Genomic DNA, 15,882 nt, shown 5'->3' with positions numbered 1-15,882 from the left:
CCCCCCGGCCCGCCCGTAGTACCTGAGAAGGACGCCGCAGGACCCTTCTCACTGGTGACGACCGGGCCGTTCGTCCGGGCCTACCGTGTGGGACGTGACCGAGACGACCCAGACGCGGTCGGTGCCGCGGGGCGGCGCGACCAAGCAGCGCAGCCCGGAGTACCGACTGGCCGCGGACGCCCTGCGCGGGCTGCGGCAGGACCTGTTCCACGACGCCTTCGCCTACCGGCCGCTGCCCCGGGCCGGTGCCGACGGCACGTCCGCCCGCCGCGGCCCGGGCCGCATGCGCGAGTACGCGGCCTGGACCCCGCACGCCGTGGTCGTCGCGCTCGGCGTGGTGGCCATGCTCTTCGCCCTGGCGAGCACGGACCGCGCCGGACTGCTGTCCCTGCTGAGCGGGCTGCTGGCGCTCGGGCCGGTGCTGCTGACCCTGGTGCGTCCCGTAGGGGCGTTCTGGTGCTCGCTCGCCGCCTCCGCGGCCGCCCTCGTCCTCGGCGGCACCAGCGGCTGGGGCGACTGGCCGTGGCTGCCCGGCAGCTTCCTGACCCATCTGGTGGTGCTCACCGTCGTCGCCCTGCGCACCCGCCCCCGCGCCGCGGCCTGGATGTGGGTGATGACCGCGGCCTACGGCTTCGTCGCCGAGAGCCTCTTCGGCTGGGACCACTACAGCACCGACGTGGGCCCGATGCTGATCCTCTCCGCGCTGATCCTGCTCGCCGTCACCGTCCGGCACATCCGCCGTGAGGCCCAGCAGGAGGTCACCGCGCAGCAGACGGTGACCGAGGCGGAGCGTTCCCGGCGCACCCTGCTGGAGGAGCGCACCACCATCGCCCGCGAGCTGCACGACGTGGTCGCCCACCACATGTCGGTGGTCGCCATCCAGGCCGAGGCCGCGCCCTACCGGGTGGAGAACCCCCCTCCCGAGCTGGAGAAGGCGTTCGCCACCATCCGGGAGAACGCGGTGGCGGCCCTGACCGAGCTGCGCCGGGTGCTGGGAGTCGTCCGCGCGGAGGACTACGAGGCGCCCGACGCCCCCCAGCCCACCCTCGCCGACCTGGACGGGCTGCTCGCCAACGTGCGGGAGGCCGGCCTCGAGGTGACGAAGGCGGTGACCGGCGCGGTGCGCGAACTGCCGCAGGGCGTGGAGCTGTCGGCGTACCGGATCGTGCAGGAGGCGCTGAGCAACACGCTGCGGCACGCGCCGGGTGCGGACGCCCGGGTGGAGATCGGGTACGTCCTCGGCGGCCTCGGTCTGCGCATAGTCAACGGGCCGCCGCCCGCGCCCCACCTGGTCAAGCCCTCACCCGGGGCCGGGCACGGCGTCACCGGCATGAGGGAGCGCGTCTCGATGCTGGGCGGCGAGATGACGGCGGGCCCGGCGGCCGACGGCGGCCACGAGGTGACGGTGTTCCTGCCGGTGCCGGCCGACGCGACCGCGAGCGAGGACGGGGCATGACGATCCGCGTGCTGATCGCGGACGACCAGATGATGGTCCGCGAGGGCTTCTCCGTCCTGCTGAACGCGATGCCGGACATCGAGGTCGCCGGCGAGGCCGTCAACGGCCGGGAGGCGGTCGAGCGGGTGCGGGAACTCGCCCCGGACGTGGTGCTGATGGACATCCGGATGCCCGAGCTGAACGGCATCGAGGCGACCCGGGAGATCGTGGCCGCGGACGCGGCGGCCAAGGTGCTGGTGCTGACCACGTTCGACCTCGACGAGTACGTGTACCAGGCGCTGCGCGCCGGGGCCTCCGGCTTCCTGCTGAAGGACGCCTCGGCGCGGCAGCTCGCGGACGGCGTGCGGGTGGTGGCGTCCGGGGAGGCGCTGCTGGCGCCCTCGGTGACCAGACGGCTGATCACGGAGTTCTCCCGGCTCGCGGAGGCGCCCGGACTGATGCCGTCGGCGCAGGCGGCGTACGGGGAGCTGACGGAGCGCGAGACGGAGGTGCTGGTGCTGATCGCGCACGGCCTGTCCAACGCGGAGATCGCCGGACGGCTGGTGGTCGCCGAGTCGACGATCAAGACCCATGTGAGCCGGATCCTGGTGAAACTGGGGCTGCGGGACCGCACCCAGGCGGCGGTGTTCGCGTACGAGGCGAGGCTGGTCACGCCGGGGTGAGCCGGGCTAGCGTCCGTCCATGGCAGCTCCTTCCGACCTCGCTTTCGATCCCTGGGACCCGGCGTTCGTCGCCGACCCGTACCCCGCCTACGCCGAGCTGCGCTCGCGCGGCCGGGTGATCCGGTACGAGCCGACCGACCAGTGGCTGGTCCCGCACCACGCGGACGTCTCGGCGCTGCTGCGGGACCGCCGGCTGGGCCGCGCCTACCAGCACCGGTTCAGCCACGAGGAGTTCGGCCGGACCCCGCCCGCCCCGGAGCACGAGCCGTTCCACACCCTCAACGACCACGGCATGCTCGACCTGGAGCCGCCGGACCACACCCGGATACGGCGGCTGGTGTCGAAGGCGTTCACCCCGCGCACGGTGGAGGCGCTGGTCCCGTACGTCGGGAACCTGGCGAACGAGCTGGTGGCCGGGCTGGTGGCGGCGGGCGGCGGCGACCTGCTGACGGATGTGGCCGAGCCGCTGCCGGTGGCCGTGATCGCCGAGATGCTGGGCATCCCCGAGTCGGACCGGGCGCCGCTGCGGCCGTGGTCGGCGGACATCTGCGGGATGTACGAGCTGAACCCGTCCGGGGACACCGCCGAGCGGGCCGTGCGCGCGTCGGTCGAGTTCTCCGGCTACCTGCGCGAACTGATCGCCGAGCGGCGCAGGAACCCGGGCGACGACCTCATCTCGGGCCTGATCGCGGCCCATGACGAGGGCGACCGGCTGACGGAGCAGGAGATGATCTCCACGGCCGTCCTCCTCCTCAACGCCGGTCACGAGGCCACCGTCAACGCCACGGTGAACGGCTGGTGGGCGCTGTTCCGCAACCCGGACCAGCTCGCGGCCCTGCGCGCGGACCACTCCCTGGTCCCGGCCGCGATCGAGGAGCTGATGCGCTACGACACCCCGCTCCAGCTCTTCGAGCGCTGGGTCCTGGACGACATCGAGATCGACGGCACCACGATCCCCCGGGGCGCGGAGATCGCCATGCTGTTCGGCTCCGCCAACCACGACCCGTCCGTCTTCGCCGCCCCCGAGCGCCTGGACGTCACCCGCAGGGACAACCCGCACATCTCCTTCAGCGCGGGCATCCACTACTGCATCGGCGCCCCGCTGGCCCGCATCGAGCTCGCGGCCTCCATGACCGCCCTGCTGGAGCAGGCCCCCACGCTGAGCCCGGCGGCGGAGCCGAAGCGCAAGCCGAACTTCGTGATCCGCGGCCTGGAGGGCCTGGACGTCGAGCTGAGGTGATCACCGGGCCGTCCGCCCCCGGGTCACTCGGGGGCGGGCAGCGTCAGGGACCAGGCGTCCTCCCGGACGGTCCAGGTACGGCGGCGGACCGGGCCCGCGACCGCCGCGTCCGCGCGGTAGCGGAAGTCCGCGCCGACCACCGTCACCGAGCGGCCGGAGGCGCGCAGCGGGGTGGCCTCCGCGCCCAGGGACAGGGGCCGTACCTCCACCTCGGCGATCCCGTGGGCGCCCGGGGTCACCGACACCGCCTCCACCGGCTGGTCCAGGTCCACGACCGTGTCGCCGTCGACCTCCACGCGCCGCCGTTCCGGCCCGTCCAGCACGGCACGGGCCGCCGCCACGGCGCCGGCCGGCACCCCGAGGGACTCCGCCAGGGCGGCCTCCCCGACCGGAACCATCGACAGCGCGCATCCGGCCAGCTCGCGGTGGCGGTGCAGCAGGGTCACCGCGCGGATCAGCGCCCGGTCGTCGCCGACCACGACGGGGCGCCGGGACCCCCGACGGCCCAGTGCCCGGGCGAATTCCTCGGGGCCGTCCGGCAGACACACCTTGGTGGTCGCACCCGCGCTGAGCACGTCTTTCGCGATCCGTACGGACTCCCCGTCCCTGTGCCGTGCCGCCGGATCGATGATCACCAGCAGCTGATCGGACGTCGCGAAGGTCGCCACCTCGGTCCTGCCTCGCTTCCTCGGGTAGCATCTTTGTGCAAGAGCCCCTTGCGCTATTGCGCCAGGGGCTTCGTCTATTCCGGGGCATCCGGTCCGACGGTCGTGCGACCAAAGGCGGTCGCGGTGGTGTGCGGCGGTGAACCTTACGCCCAAGCCCCCGACCTTGGACATGCCCCGCCCGGAAGGGGTGTACGCGCGTGCCCGCACTTGTGCTGCTCGGTGCTCAGTGGGGTGACGAAGGCAAGGGGAAGGCGACCGACCTGCTCGGTGGCTCGGTGGACTATGTAGTGCGTTACCAGGGCGGCAACAACGCCGGCCACACGGTCGTCGTCGGCGACCAGAAGTATGCACTCCACCTCCTCCCTTCCGGAATCCTCTCTCCCGGTTGTACGCCGGTCATCGGCAACGGTGTCGTCATCGACCCGTCGGTCCTGCTCTCCGAGCTGAGCGGTCTGAACGAGCGTGGCGTTGACACGTCCAAGCTCCTCATCAGCGGTAACGCGCACGTCATCACGCCGTACAACGTGACCGTCGACAAGGTCACGGAGCGCTTCCTCGGCAAGCGGAAGATCGGTACGACGGGGCGCGGCATCGGTCCGACCTACGCGGACAAGATCAACCGCGTCGGCATCCGGGTCCAGGACCTCTACGACGAGTCGATCCTGACCCAGAAGGTCGAGGCGGCCCTCGACGTCAAGAACCAGCTCCTGACCAAGCTGTACAACCGGCGCGCCATCGCCGTCGACCAGGTGGTCGAGGAACTGCTGGGCTACGCCGGGCAGATCAAGCCGTACGTCACCGACACCGTGCTGGTCCTCAACCAGGCGCTGGAGGAGGACAAGGTCGTCCTGTTCGAGGGCGGTCAGGGCACCCTCCTCGACATCGACCACGGCACGTACCCCTTCGTCACCTCCTCCAACCCGACCGCGGGCGGCGCCTGCACCGGCGCCGGTGTGGGTCCGACGAAGATCAGCCGGGTCATCGGCATCCTGAAGGCGTACACGACCCGTGTCGGCGCCGGTCCCTTCCCGACCGAGCTGTTCGACGAGGACGGCGAGGCGCTGCGCCGGATCGGCGGCGAGCGGGGCGTGACCACCGGCCGTGACCGCCGCTGCGGCTGGTTCGACGCGGTCATCGCCCGCTACGCGACCCGGGTGAACGGCCTGACCGACTTCTTCCTCACCAAGCTGGACGTCCTCACCGGCTGGGAGCAGATCCCGGTCTGCGTGGCGTACGAGATCGACGGCAAGCGGGTCGAGGAACTGCCGTACTCGCAGACCGACTTCCACCACGCGAAGCCCGTCTACGAGACGCTGCCCGGCTGGTCCGAGGACATCACCAAGGCGAAGTCCTTCTCCGACCTGCCGAAGAACGCCCAGAACTACGTCAAGGCGCTGGAGGAGATGTCCGGCGCCCCGATCTCCGCGATCGGCGTGGGCCCGGGCCGGGACGAGACGATCGAGATCAACTCGTTCCTGTAGGCCGCGACACCGCTCCACGGTTCCGCCCGTCGATCCGCCCCGGCGCGATCGGCGGGCGGTTCCGCGTTCGGGGCGCCCCGGCGCGGGCGAGGGACAATCGAGGTATGAGCGTCCACCGGAACGCACGGTGCCGGGGGCCGTACGGCGGTGAGGGCGGCGCCGACGGCACGGACTGCTCCGACCCGGCCGTCTTCGAGGTCGTGCGGCACGGGAAACCCCCGCTGTGGGTGTGCCCGGTGCACCTGGGGCCCTCGCTGCTGATGGCGGGCGGGGTGCTGTGGCCGCCGGTGATCCGGATCATCCGGCACCCCTGACGCGGGCGCCGTGACGCATCTTTGACCTGGACATGGCTCACTCCTGGTTTCGGGCGCCTCTGACCCCCGCCACGATCTACGCGTGTAGTCCCGCCGCGCCCGTCCGCCCGCCCTCACGCATGTGTACCCCAGGAGCCCCGTATGCCCGTCAGTCCCATGAACCGCCGGGAGTTCGTGAAGAAGTCGGCCGTCACCTCGGCGGCCGTCGCCGCCGCGGGCACCGTCGCGGCGGCGCCCGCCGAGGCCGCCGGCAGGCAGCCCGAGAAGGCGCACCGCACCTGGTCGTTCTCCATCCTCGGCACGACCGACCTGCACAGCCACGTCTTCGACTGGGACTACTACAAGGACGCCGCCTACAGCGACAAGGCCGGCAACTCCGTCGGCGTGGCCCGGGTGGCGACCCTCGTCCGGCAGCAGCGCGAGGCCAAGGGCGAGGACCGGGTGCTGCTGGTCGACGCCGGCGACATCATCCAGGGCACCTCCCTGGCCTACTACTTCGCCCGCGTCGACCCCATCACCGGCACCGACGGCAAGTGTGGCCCCCGGCACCCGATGGCCGTCGCCATGAACCACATGCGCTACGACGCCGCCGCCCTCGGCAACCACGAGTTCAACTACGGCATCGACGTCCTGCGCCGGTTCGAGAGCCAGTGCCACTTCCCGCTGCTCGGCGCCAACGCCCTCGACGCCAAGACCCTGCGCCCCGCCTTCCAGCCGTACACGGTCAAGCGCATCAGGGTCCCCGGCGCACCCGACATCAAGGTGGGCATCCTCGGCCTCACCAACCCCGGCATCGCCCTGTGGGACAAGGACAACGTCGGCGGCCGGATGGTCTTCCCGGGCCTGGTCGAGCAGGCGAGGAAGTACGTGCCGAGGCTGCGGGCGCTCGGCTGCGACGTCGTCTTCCTGACCGACCACTCCGGTCTTGACGGCTCCTCGTCCTACGGCGACGCGCTCCCGTACGTCGAGAACGCCTCGAACCTGGTGGCAGAGCAGGTGCCGGGCATCGACGCGATCCTGGTCGGTCACACCCACGTGGAAGTCCCGTCCTACACCGTCAAGAACGCGGAGACCGGCGAGGAGGTCCTGCTCTCCGAGCCGTACTGCTGGGGCTACCGGCTGAGCGTCTTCGACTTCGAGCTCGAACTGCACCACGGCCAGTGGAAGGTCACGGGCAAGACGGCCCAGACCCTCAACCCCAGCGGCGTTGCCGAGGACCCGGAGATCAGGAAGCTCCTGGAGGCCGACCACGAGCTGGTGGTGAAGTACGTGAACACGGCCGTCGGCACCTGCACCGCCGACCTCTCGGCGGCGGACTCCTGCTGGCGTGACGTGCCGATCATGGACTTCATCCACAAGGTGCAGGCGGAGACGGTGAAGGCGGGCCTGTCCACGGCCGACGCGGCGCTCCCGCTGATCTCGGTGGCGGCACCCTTCAGCCGCACCGCGGACATCCCCCAGGGCAGCGTCACCATCAAGGACATCGCCGGCCTCTACATCTACGACAACACCCTCTACGGCAAGAAGCTGACGGGCGCCCAGCTCAAGGACTACCTGGAGTACGCGGCGAAGTACTACCACCAGGTCCCGGCCGGCACGGCGGTCGACACCGCGACCCTCACCAACGCCAACAGCTTCTGGGACTACATGTACGACACGGCGGCGGGCGTCTCGTACGACATCGACATCGCGCAGCCCGAGGGCTCCCGGATCAGGAACCTGACCTACGAGGGCGCCCCGGTCGCCGACGACCAGGTCTTCGTCGTGGCGGTCAACAACTACCGCGCCAACGGCGGTTCGGGGTACCCGCACATCGCCTCGGCGGAGATCGCCTACAGCTCCACGAACGAGATCCGCCAGCTGATGATCGACTACGTGACGACGAAGAAGACGCTCGACCCGGCGGACTTCGCCGTCACCAACTGGAAGCTGACGCAGGCGGGAACGCCGGTGTTCTGAGGAATCCGGCCCAGGCCCCCGGCGAGACGGTGAGACGGGGGCCGTCGGGCTTCTTGGAGTCCCGGATGTGGACGAGGCCGGAGGTGGGGGCGACTTCGAGGCAGTTGCCGCCGCTGTCGTTGCTGTAGCTCGACTTGAACCATCGCAGGGTGCTGGTCATGTCCGCTCATCTCCTGCCAACTTCTGGATGAGGCTCAACGAGTCGTCCGGGCTCATAGCCTGTGATCGGATCTTTGCATACCGGTGCGTGAGGCTGGCCACCTTTACGGGATCGCTGACCAGCACACTCTCGTCCTCGATCTCCAGGTAGACCACGTGGTGGTGCTCCTTGGTCACCACCAGCGCCATGTCACCTCGGGTGCCGGCATGTCCGCCCCTCAACCCGCGTTCGACAGACATGACTTGGACGCTCACGTTGTCGCGCTCCGCGTCCTCGGCGAGCGAACGCAGTTGACCTCGCAGAACCTCCCAACTGCCGATCGGGCGCCGGAGCACCGACTCGTCGAGGATCAACTCGATCATGGCCTGGGGGTCCGTGCGATCGAAGAGCGCCCTCCGCGCGAGGCGTGCCTCGACCAGTTCCTCCACCTTGTCGTGGGGCAACTTGGGAAAGCCGCCGCCGATCAGGGCCCTTGCGTAATCCGGCGTCTGGAACAGTCCGGCGACCACGAACGTCTCGTACGACGCCAAGGACACCGCCTCCGCCTCCATCAACGCGAAGTTCTTGAATTGCGGCGGGTACTTGTCCAGCAGCATGAACTTCCGCGCCTTCTCGAAGACGCCCAGCCCGCCCCCGATCTGCTCCTCCAGGGCCACCAGCATCTTGTCGCTGGCCGGCTGCGCGCACGTCTCCATCGCGCTGATCGCGGAGCCCGTGTAGCCGATCCGCCTGCCCAACTCGTCCTGCGTCAGGCTCTGCTGCTCGCGCAGCGCCTTCGCCAGGGCGGCGACGAGATGCGCCGTACCGCCCGCCTCCACCTTGTTCTCCGCCCGCGCCAAAACGGTCACCCCCGGACTCAACCGAACTCAACCGGTCATCGACACTCCAGCCCCGCTCCCGACCGTTGCGAAGGGTCGACGGAGAGTCATGGAAGACCGTAGCGGCGCCCACCGACACTGGGCCCATGAACACGGAAAGTCACCCCGCGCTGGATTGGGTTCCCGCCACCGGTGTCCAACTCCGCAAGGCGGGGGTCCAATTCGACGCCGTACGGCTCGACGGCGACCGGGGGCGGGAGGTCGCCGACCGGCTGGCGCGGATGACCGGGGGCGACCCGGGGCCGGTGGTGGAGTCGGGCAGCGGACGGCGGTGCGTCTACTTCCTCGTGGCGGCGGGCAGCACCGGCCACCGCGGCTGGCCCCAGGAGGTGACCCGGCTGACGAGCGGCCCGTACCGGGTCTGCTTCATCCCGGTGCCGGCGCTGGAGGGAGGGACGTGGCCGCTCGCCTGGCGGTACCCGCCCACCGCCCCCGGCCGGTTCGTGCACACGCTGCTGCTGCGCTCGGTGCTCGGTGAGGGGCCGGATCGCCGGCCGTGCGGCGACGGGCTCAGCTGAACACGATCATGGAGCCCTGGGCCAGCGAGCGCGTCGCGGCCGCGTGCAGGCCGAGCCACACGTGGCGTTCGCGGGCGAAGGGGCTCGGGTCGTACGGCGCCGGGACCGCCGGTTCCTCCAGCTCCGTCGGGGCGGAGGGCGGTTCCGGCGCCGCCGGGGGATTGGCCGGATCGATGCCGATCGACGGGGCCACGAACTCCAGCTCGCGCAGCAGGGACTGCGCGGAGCCCAGCGGGCCGCCGCCGGCGAGCAGTTCCTCGTTGGACAGCGGGTGCGGGAAGTCGACCGGGACGTACGCGCCCGCGTGGTCGTAGTGCCAGACCAGGTGGGACTGCTGGGCCGTCGACTCGAACATCTCCAGCAGCTGCTCGTAGTCGCCGCCGAGTTCGTCCACCGGCGTCACCGGCAGTCCGCAGACCTGGAGCAGGTACACCCGGCGCAGGAAGTGCAGCGCGTCGTAGTCGAAGCCGGCGACCGGGGCGACCTCGCCGGACAGGCCCGGCATGTACTGGTACACCGGCACCGGCGGGAGCCCGGCCGCGGCCAGTGCGTCGTTGTAGTGCGCGAGTTCCTCGGCGAACGGGTTGTCCGGGGTGTGGCACAACACGTCGACGAGCGGTACCAGCCACAGGTCACAGGCCAAAGAGAGCTCCTCGCATCGGCACGCGCGCGTTCACGCACAGCAGCAGGTGGTCAGGGAAGGGTAGTCGGTGGCGGCCGGGCTCAGCTCCCCCTGTGCAGGTCCCATACCCATACCCCACCGGTCCACTTCCCGTCCCGGCCGGTGAGCTTCTTCAGGACCGTGCGCAGGGCGCCGTCGTTCGGCTGCGGGGCCAGAACCAGGGCGCCCGCCTTCCAGTAGACGAAGTCCCGCTGCGCCTGGGCCCGCCAGTTCTTTCCGATGACCGGGACGAGACCGGTGTAGCGGACGTCCCGGAGCATGTTGGCGGTGTAGCGCGGGGCGGCACCGTAGATGCCGACCCGGTCCTCGCCGTACGGGCCGTTGAAGTAGCCGCCGGGCAGCCTGAAGCCCAGGTGTGCGGCCGTCTGCCAGTGCAGGGCCTCGGCGGCGCCCGGGTCGGGCAGCGGCACCGGGACCAGTGACTCGCCGTCCCGCACGTACGACTTCCACCCCCCGTCCGTGACGAACGCCGGCACCGCGACCCGGTCCGCGGACTTCAGCGGCGCCGGGACGAGCGGGAGCAGCGCGAAGGCCACGCCCAGCAGGCCCAGGTGCCGGCTGGACGGGGTCGGGGAGGCGGCGGCCCGGTCGAGGGCCAGCGCGAGGAGCATGCCGAGCGCCGGGGCGCAGATCATCGCCACCCGGCCCTCGATCACCGACTCGAACAGCGGCAGGTGGGCGAGCGGGGCCCAGGGGCCGGGCAGGACGGTGTCGGTGAGCGGGATGCGGATCCTCGCGCCGAGCGAGAGGACGGCCGCGGCCACCGCGGTGAACGCCAGCGCCCTGACCAGGGCGCGGTCCCACAGCCGTACGGCGATGGCGAAGGCGACGGCGACCAGCGGCCAGCCGTAGAAGGCGTTCTGCTCGGTCGGGTTCAGCGACAGCCGGCCGGCCGTCGCCGCGTCGCCCGCGATCAGGGAGCGCTCGGCGAAGGCGAGCAGGGACAGCGGACTGTTGCCCGCGCTGTCGCCGTGCGCGATGCCCGCGTAGCTCTGCGGCCCGGCGAACTGCCAGTACAGCGCGTACGCCACCAGCGGCAGGCAGACGGCCCCGGCGATCAGCAGACCCGTCAGCAGCGGCCGCAGGGCCGCCCGCGCCACGTCCCGGCGCGCGGCGCCGTAGGCGGCGGCGAACAGGAGCATGCCCATCGACGCGAGCAGCAGCGGCTCCTCGCCGAGGAAGATCTGGTAGGCGGCCATCAGGCCGAGCACGATCCCGTCCCGGACCACCCGGGCACCGCCGGCCAGGCGCAGCGCGCGGTCGACGATCAGCGGCACCATGAACAGGATGACGAAGTTGGGGTGCGCGTTGGCGTGGCTGACCATCGGTGGCGCGAAGGCCGCGAGGGACGCCCCGGCGAACGCGGCCGTCCGGCGGCGCACCACCCGCCTCGCGATCAGCCAGTACCAGGCGCCCGCGGTGGCGGCCAGGCCCAGCGTCATGCACACACTGAGCGCGACGGCCGGCCCGAACAGCAGGGTGACCGGAGTGAACGGCACCGACAGGCCCAGCATCACCGTGTTGGCCATCAGGTTGACGCCGTCCGGGAAGCCCTGGAGGTCGGTGAAGAGCGGGTTGCGCAGATGGGCGACGTTGTCCGCGGTGACCGCGAAGAACCACTCCCACTGGTTCTGGTCCTGCATGGAGTCGGTCAGATAGCGGTGGGAGGGGTCGAAGAACCGGCCCGAGTACAGGGCCACCGACATCAGCAGGAAGAGGACGGCGGCGAGCAGGTCGGCGGGGCGCAGCGAACGGGCCCGGATGCGGGCGAGGTCGGCGAGCACCCGGAGGTAGTCCAGGGGGCCGACCTTGGAGCCGGGGCGGTGGCTCCAGCGGACCGGGACCTCGGTCACCGGCCAGCCGGCGCGGTGGAAGTGGTGCAGCACCTCCACGTCGATGCCCCAGCCGTCCAGGCGGGCGGCGCCGAAGGCCGCGCGGGCCCGGTCGCCCTCGAACAGCTTGAAGCCGCACTGCGTGTCCCGTATCCCGGGCACGGCCGTGCGGCGGATCAGGAAGTTCCCGGCCCGGCCCAGCAGCTCGCGCGCCCGGTGCTGCCGGTCGGCTATCTCCGCGCCCGGCACCGACCGGGAGGCGATGGCCGCCGCGCCGCCCTCGACGAGCGCCTCGTCCAGGCGCTCCAGCTCCTCGATGGGCGCGGACAGGTCGGCGTCGGTGATCAGGACCCGCCGGCCGCGGGACGCGGCGACCCCGAGCCGCAGCGCGTGCCCCTTGCCGCGGTTGCCGGGGGAGGTGACGAGGCGTACCCGGGGATGGTCGAGCGCACCGACCTCGCGGGTGCCGTCGGTCGAGCCGTCGTCGGCGACGATCACCTCCCAGGTGTCCGCGTACGCGGCGAGGTAGCCGGTGATGGCCTCCAGGGTGGGGCCGAGGCGCTGCTCCTCGTTGTAGGCCGGGATGACGACGGAGAGACCGACCTGGCCGGGAGCACCGTCGGCGGCCCGCGGACGGGGTATGCGGACGCCGTGTTCCGCCGCGCCGCTCACTGGGCCGCCAGCCGTTCGACCAGGGCCAGGGCGTGCTCGTTGGCGGCGGCCACGATCGCGCGGGCGGTGTCGGCCTCGCGGCGGGCCAGGGCGTCGACCAGTTCGGTGTGCCCGGCCCACAGCCGGCCGCGCACGTCGGGCAGCCGGCGCAGGTGCTGCACCGCGCACACCCAGGACTGCACCCGCAGCCGGTGCAGGAAGTCGGCCAGGTAGGGGTTGCCGAACAAGCCGCTCAGCTCGCGCCAGAACCGCAGGTCGTAACCGATCAGCACGGTCAGGTCACCGGACGCGGAGGCGCGCTGCGCCTCCTCGCCGCGCCGGCGCACCGCCGCCAGGGCGGCCACCGTCCGCGGGTTCTCGGCGTCGGCGAAGGCCGGGTGCCCGGCGGTCAGGCACTGGAAGATGCCGTCGGTGACCAGGGAGCGGGCCTCGATCATGCTCCGGTAGTCCGCGAGCGAGTACTCGGGGACCCGGAAACCGCGGTGCTGGTCGGCCTCCAGGATGCCCTGCGCGGAGAGGTCGACCAGGGCCTCGCGGACCGGGGTCGCCGAGACGCCGTACTGGTCGGCGATCTCCTTGACGGTGAACGCCCGGCCCGGCGTGAGGCGGCCCGCCAGCACCTCGTCACGCAGCGCGTCCGCGATCTGCTGGCGCAGGGTGCTGCGCGTCACGGCGCCGCCGTTGCCGGGCATCGTCCGGGCCTCCTCACACGTGCGGGTGACGTACTCGTCCTCACTTACGAGCACGTCACCTTACGCGTTCGGGTTGCGCGCGGGGCAGTTCGAGTTCGGCTACACGGTGTACGTGTCGGCCACGCTCAGAGCCGCGTCGAGGGCCGCGAGTCCCTCCTTCAGTTCGGCCTCCGTGACGTTGCACGGCGGGACCACGTGGGTGCGGTTCATGTTCACGAAGGGCCACAAACCGTGCTGCTTGGCGGCGGCCGCGAACGCGGCCATGGGGGCGTTCGCCTCGCCGGCCGCGTTGTACGGGACCAGCGGCTCCCGGGTCTCCCGGTTCCGCACCAGTTCCAGCGCCCAGAACATGCCGGTGCCGCGCACCTCGCCGACGCTCGGGTGGCGCTCCGCCAGGGCGGCGAGGGCCGGGCCGAGGACCGACGAGCCGAGCCGGGCCGCGTTCTCCACGACGCCCTCCTCCGCCATCGCGGTGATCGTGGCGACGGCGGCGGCGCAGGCCAGCGGGTGCCCGGAGTAGGTGAGACCGCCGGGGTAGGGCCGCTTGCCGAAGGTCTCGGCTATCCGCGGGGAGATGGCGACACCGCCGAGCGGCACGTACCCGGAGTTCACGCCCTTGGCGAAGGTCATCAGGTCCGGGACGACCCCGAACAGGTCGGCGGCGAACCACTCGCCGGTCCGGCCGAACCCGGCCATGACCTCGTCCAGGACGAAGACGATGCCGTACTTGTCGCAGATCTCGCGCACCCCGGCCAGGTAGCCGGGCGGCGGCACCATGATCCCGGCGGTGCCGGGGATGGTCTCCAGGATGATCGCGGCGACCGTGCCCGGTCCCTCGAAGGCGATCGTCGTCTCCAGGTGCTCCAGCGCCCGCGCGGTCTCCTGCTCCTCCGTCTCCGCGTAGAAGCGGGAGCGGTAGAGGAACGGCGCCCAGAAGTGGACGACGCCGGCGCTGCCGCTGTCGGAGGCCCAGCGGCGCGGGTCGCCGGTGAGGTTCACCGCCTGCTGGGTGCCGCCGTGGTACGAGCGGTAGGCCGAGAGCACCTTGGGGCGGCCCGTGTGCAGCCGGGCCATGCGCACCGCGTGCTCGACGGCGTCGGCGCCGCCGTTGGTGAAGAAGATCTTGTCCAGGTCGCCGGGGGTCCGCTCGGCGATCAGCCGGGCCGCCTCCGAGCGGGCCTCGATCGCGAAGGCGGGCGCGAAGGTCGTCATCGTCGCGGCCTGCTCCTGGATGGCCGCGACGACCTTGGGGTGCTGGTAGCCGATGTTCGTGTAGACGAGCCCGCTGGTGAAGTCCAGGTACCGCTTGCCGTCGTAGTCCCAGAAGTACGACCCCTCGGCGCCTGCGACGGCGAGCGGGTCGATGAGGTCCTGGGCGGACCAGGAGTGGAAGACGTGCGCGCGGTCAGCGGCCTTCACTGCGGCGCCGGCGGAGGGGTTGGGCTGAGGGGTCATGCGGGCGAGGGTAAATGCCCGCGATACGGACGCGGCATGGGCGTCCTGTTCCCTGGGCGGGGTGTTTCCGCGACAGATTGTCGAAGTCGGCGGGCGGCGGCGGTCGGTACCGGTCGCCCCGGTCGCCGTTACGCAACCGTAGAGCCCGCTCCGCACGGCGCCCCGGGCCGCCGCACTATCCTCGGTCCGTTGCAGACCTATGGGGGGAAGGCGGCGCGGGGATGGAGAAGCTCGGAGCGGGGGAGCCGCAGCGGATCGGGGCGTACCGGCTGTTGGCGCGGCTCGGCGCGGGCGGCATGGGGCAGGTGTACCTGGCCCGGTCGGACCGCGGCCGTACGGTCGCCGTGAAGCTGGTCCGCGAGGAGCTGGCCGAGCAGGAGGAGTTCCGGGCGCGCTTCCGGCAGGAGGTGCAGGCCGCGCGGCGGGTCGGCGGCTACTGGACCGCGCCCGTGCTGGACGCGGACACCGAGGCTGCGGTGCCCTGGGTGGCCACCGGGTATGTCGCCGGGCCCAGCCTGCAGCAGGTCGTCGGGCACGACCACGGGGCACTGCCGGAGCGGTCGGTGCGGATCCTGGCGGCGGGGCTCGCGAACGCGCTGAAGGACATCCACGCGGCCGGGATCGTGCACCGGGACCTGAAGCCGTCCAACGTGCTGGTGACCATCGACGGGCCCCGGGTGATCGACTTCGGGATCGCGCGGGCGATGGAGACGCTGGCCGGGGACGGCCTGACCCGGACCGGCTCCCTGGTCGGGTCGCCGGGGTTCATGGCACCGGAGCAGGTGCGCGGGGACCGGATCACGCCCGCGTGCGACGTCTTCTGCCTCGGCTCCGTGCTCGCCTACGCGGCCACCGGCGTGCTCCCCTTCGGCGGCACGAACAGCGGGGTGCACGCGCTGATGTTCCGGATCGCCCAGGAGGAGCCCGACCTCGACGGGCTGCCGGAGGGGATCGCGGACCTGGTCCGCGACTGCCTGCGCAAGGACCCCGCCGCCCGGCCCTCCCTGGACCGGATCCTGGAGCTGACCGGAGCGGAGGACACCGTCGCCGGGGGCCGGTCCCGCGACCCCTGGCTGCCGGGCGCGCTGGTGGCCCAGCTGGGCCGGCACGCGGTGCGGCTGCTGGAGACGGAGGACCCGGAGAGCACCCCGCCGCCGTCCGCCCGGGCCGACGCCGGCCCCGCCGCGGGCCTCCAGCCCGCGCTGCCGCCCGC

General features: G+C 71.9%; 15 protein-coding genes. 8 read left to right on the top strand and 7 right to left on the bottom strand.

What is annotated here, in order from left to right; translation table 11 throughout:
- Positions 1–94: 94 nt before the first annotated feature.
- The 3 genes from V7E45_RS30665 to V7E45_RS30655 are packed head-to-tail and all read left to right on the top strand — an operon-like array spanning position 95 to position 3,358.
- A complete protein-coding gene (locus V7E45_RS30665) occupies positions 95–1,456 on the top strand; it encodes a sensor histidine kinase (protein ID WP_333777472.1) in 1,362 nt (453 codons plus the stop codon).
- A complete protein-coding gene (locus tag V7E45_RS30660; RefSeq protein ID WP_317444538.1) occupies positions 1,453–2,118 on the top strand; it encodes a response regulator transcription factor in 666 nt (221 codons plus the stop codon). Before V7E45_RS30665 ends, V7E45_RS30660 begins: the two co-directional genes overlap by 4 nt.
- Positions 2,119–2,137: 19 nt before the next feature.
- Positions 2,138–3,358, top strand: coding sequence for a cytochrome P450 (locus tag V7E45_RS30655; RefSeq protein ID WP_333777471.1), 1,221 nt, complete (start codon positions 2,138–2,140; stop codon positions 3,356–3,358).
- 23 nt (positions 3,359–3,381) lie between these two features.
- Here the strand turns inward: V7E45_RS30655 and V7E45_RS30650 are convergent, their stop codons facing one another.
- Complete coding sequence (locus V7E45_RS30650) at positions 3,382–4,026, bottom strand: diacylglycerol kinase (RefSeq protein ID WP_333777470.1); 645 nt, start codon at positions 4,024–4,026, stop codon at positions 3,382–3,384.
- 197 nt (positions 4,027–4,223) lie between these two features.
- Between V7E45_RS30650 and V7E45_RS30645 the strand changes: the two genes are divergently transcribed.
- From V7E45_RS30645 to V7E45_RS30635, 3 genes are all read left to right on the top strand, one after another.
- Positions 4,224–5,507: an adenylosuccinate synthase gene (locus V7E45_RS30645; RefSeq protein WP_333777469.1), complete on the top strand. Its 1,284-nt coding sequence runs from the start codon at positions 4,224–4,226 to the stop codon at positions 5,505–5,507.
- 104 nt (positions 5,508–5,611) lie between these two features.
- The gene (locus tag V7E45_RS30640; protein WP_333777468.1) at positions 5,612–5,821 is read left to right on the top strand and encodes a hypothetical protein; all 210 of its coding nucleotides are present in this window, start codon (positions 5,612–5,614) and stop codon (positions 5,819–5,821) included.
- Positions 5,822–5,962: 141 nt separating this feature from the next.
- On the top strand, positions 5,963–7,780 hold the full coding sequence (locus V7E45_RS30635; protein WP_333777467.1) for a bifunctional metallophosphatase/5'-nucleotidase: 1,818 nt from the start codon (positions 5,963–5,965) through the stop codon (positions 7,778–7,780).
- Here V7E45_RS30635 and V7E45_RS30630 read toward each other — a convergent pair.
- Together V7E45_RS30630 and V7E45_RS30625 are read right to left on the bottom strand one after the other, a co-directional pair.
- The gene (locus V7E45_RS30630; protein ID WP_333777466.1) at positions 7,737–7,940 is read right to left on the bottom strand and encodes a DUF397 domain-containing protein; all 204 of its coding nucleotides are present in this window, start codon (positions 7,938–7,940) and stop codon (positions 7,737–7,739) included. The genes V7E45_RS30635 and V7E45_RS30630 overlap by 44 nt on opposite strands.
- The gene (locus tag V7E45_RS30625; protein ID WP_333777465.1) at positions 7,937–8,788 is read right to left on the bottom strand and encodes a helix-turn-helix domain-containing protein; all 852 of its coding nucleotides are present in this window, start codon (positions 8,786–8,788) and stop codon (positions 7,937–7,939) included. The genes V7E45_RS30630 and V7E45_RS30625 overlap by 4 nt, the downstream gene beginning before the upstream one ends.
- A gap of 116 nt (positions 8,789–8,904) precedes the next feature.
- Between V7E45_RS30625 and V7E45_RS30620 the strand changes: the two genes are divergently transcribed.
- Positions 8,905–9,336 (top strand): hypothetical protein, encoded by a 432-nt coding sequence (locus V7E45_RS30620; protein ID WP_333777464.1) that lies wholly within the window; start codon positions 8,905–8,907, stop codon positions 9,334–9,336.
- On the opposite strand, the gene V7E45_RS30615 is transcribed toward V7E45_RS30620, so the two are convergent.
- The 4 genes from V7E45_RS30615 to V7E45_RS30600 all read right to left on the bottom strand — a co-directional run bounded on the left by V7E45_RS30615 (position 9,329) and on the right by V7E45_RS30600 (position 14,669).
- A complete protein-coding gene (locus V7E45_RS30615) occupies positions 9,329–9,979 on the bottom strand; it encodes a hypothetical protein (RefSeq protein WP_333777463.1) in 651 nt (216 codons plus the stop codon). The genes V7E45_RS30620 and V7E45_RS30615 overlap by 8 nt on opposite strands.
- Before the next feature lie 80 nt (positions 9,980–10,059).
- Entirely contained in the window at positions 10,060–12,492 is a 2,433-nt protein-coding gene (locus V7E45_RS30610) for a dolichyl-phosphate beta-glucosyltransferase (protein WP_333777474.1), read from the bottom strand.
- 26 nt (positions 12,493–12,518) lie between these two features.
- Entirely contained in the window at positions 12,519–13,214 is a 696-nt protein-coding gene (locus V7E45_RS30605) for a GntR family transcriptional regulator (protein ID WP_333777473.1), read from the bottom strand.
- A gap of 99 nt (positions 13,215–13,313) precedes the next feature.
- Positions 13,314–14,669, bottom strand: coding sequence for an aspartate aminotransferase family protein (locus V7E45_RS30600; protein WP_333777462.1), 1,356 nt, complete (start codon positions 14,667–14,669; stop codon positions 13,314–13,316).
- A 221-nt stretch (positions 14,670–14,890) separates the two neighbouring features.
- Between V7E45_RS30600 and V7E45_RS30595 the strand changes: the two genes are divergently transcribed.
- Positions 14,891–15,882 (top strand): serine/threonine-protein kinase (locus V7E45_RS30595; protein WP_333777461.1); only part of this gene is annotated, 992 nt, incomplete at its 3' end.

Origin of the sequence: Streptomyces sp. IBSBF 3136, assembly GCF_036815105.1 — a bacterium.
Taxonomy (GTDB): Bacteria; Actinomycetota; Actinomycetes; order Streptomycetales; family Streptomycetaceae; genus Streptomyces.
The sequence above is the reverse complement of the archived record's forward strand: the minus strand, read 5'-3'. Positions and strand labels throughout refer to the sequence as shown.

What these genes read in the sequence shown, in the direction of transcription:
- V7E45_RS30660 (WP_317444538.1), top strand. Translation starts at nt 1,453, where the DNA reads ATGACGATCCGCGTGCTGATCGCGGACGACCAGATGATGGTCCGCGAG.
- V7E45_RS30655 (WP_333777471.1), top strand. Translation starts at nt 2,138, where the DNA reads ATGGCAGCTCCTTCCGACCTCGCTTTCGATCCCTGGGACCCGGCGTTC.
- V7E45_RS30640 (WP_333777468.1), top strand. Translation starts at nt 5,612, where the DNA reads ATGAGCGTCCACCGGAACGCACGGTGCCGGGGGCCGTACGGCGGTGAG.
- V7E45_RS30635 (WP_333777467.1), top strand. Translation starts at nt 5,963, where the DNA reads ATGCCCGTCAGTCCCATGAACCGCCGGGAGTTCGTGAAGAAGTCGGCC.
- V7E45_RS30630 (WP_333777466.1), bottom strand. Translation starts at nt 7,940, where the DNA reads ATGACCAGCACCCTGCGATGGTTCAAGTCGAGCTACAGCAACGACAGC.
- V7E45_RS30620 (WP_333777464.1), top strand. Translation starts at nt 8,905, where the DNA reads ATGAACACGGAAAGTCACCCCGCGCTGGATTGGGTTCCCGCCACCGGT.
- V7E45_RS30605 (WP_333777473.1), bottom strand. Translation starts at nt 13,214, where the DNA reads ATGCCCGGCAACGGCGGCGCCGTGACGCGCAGCACCCTGCGCCAGCAG.
- V7E45_RS30600 (WP_333777462.1), bottom strand. Translation starts at nt 14,669, where the DNA reads ATGACCCCTCAGCCCAACCCCTCCGCCGGCGCCGCAGTGAAGGCCGCT.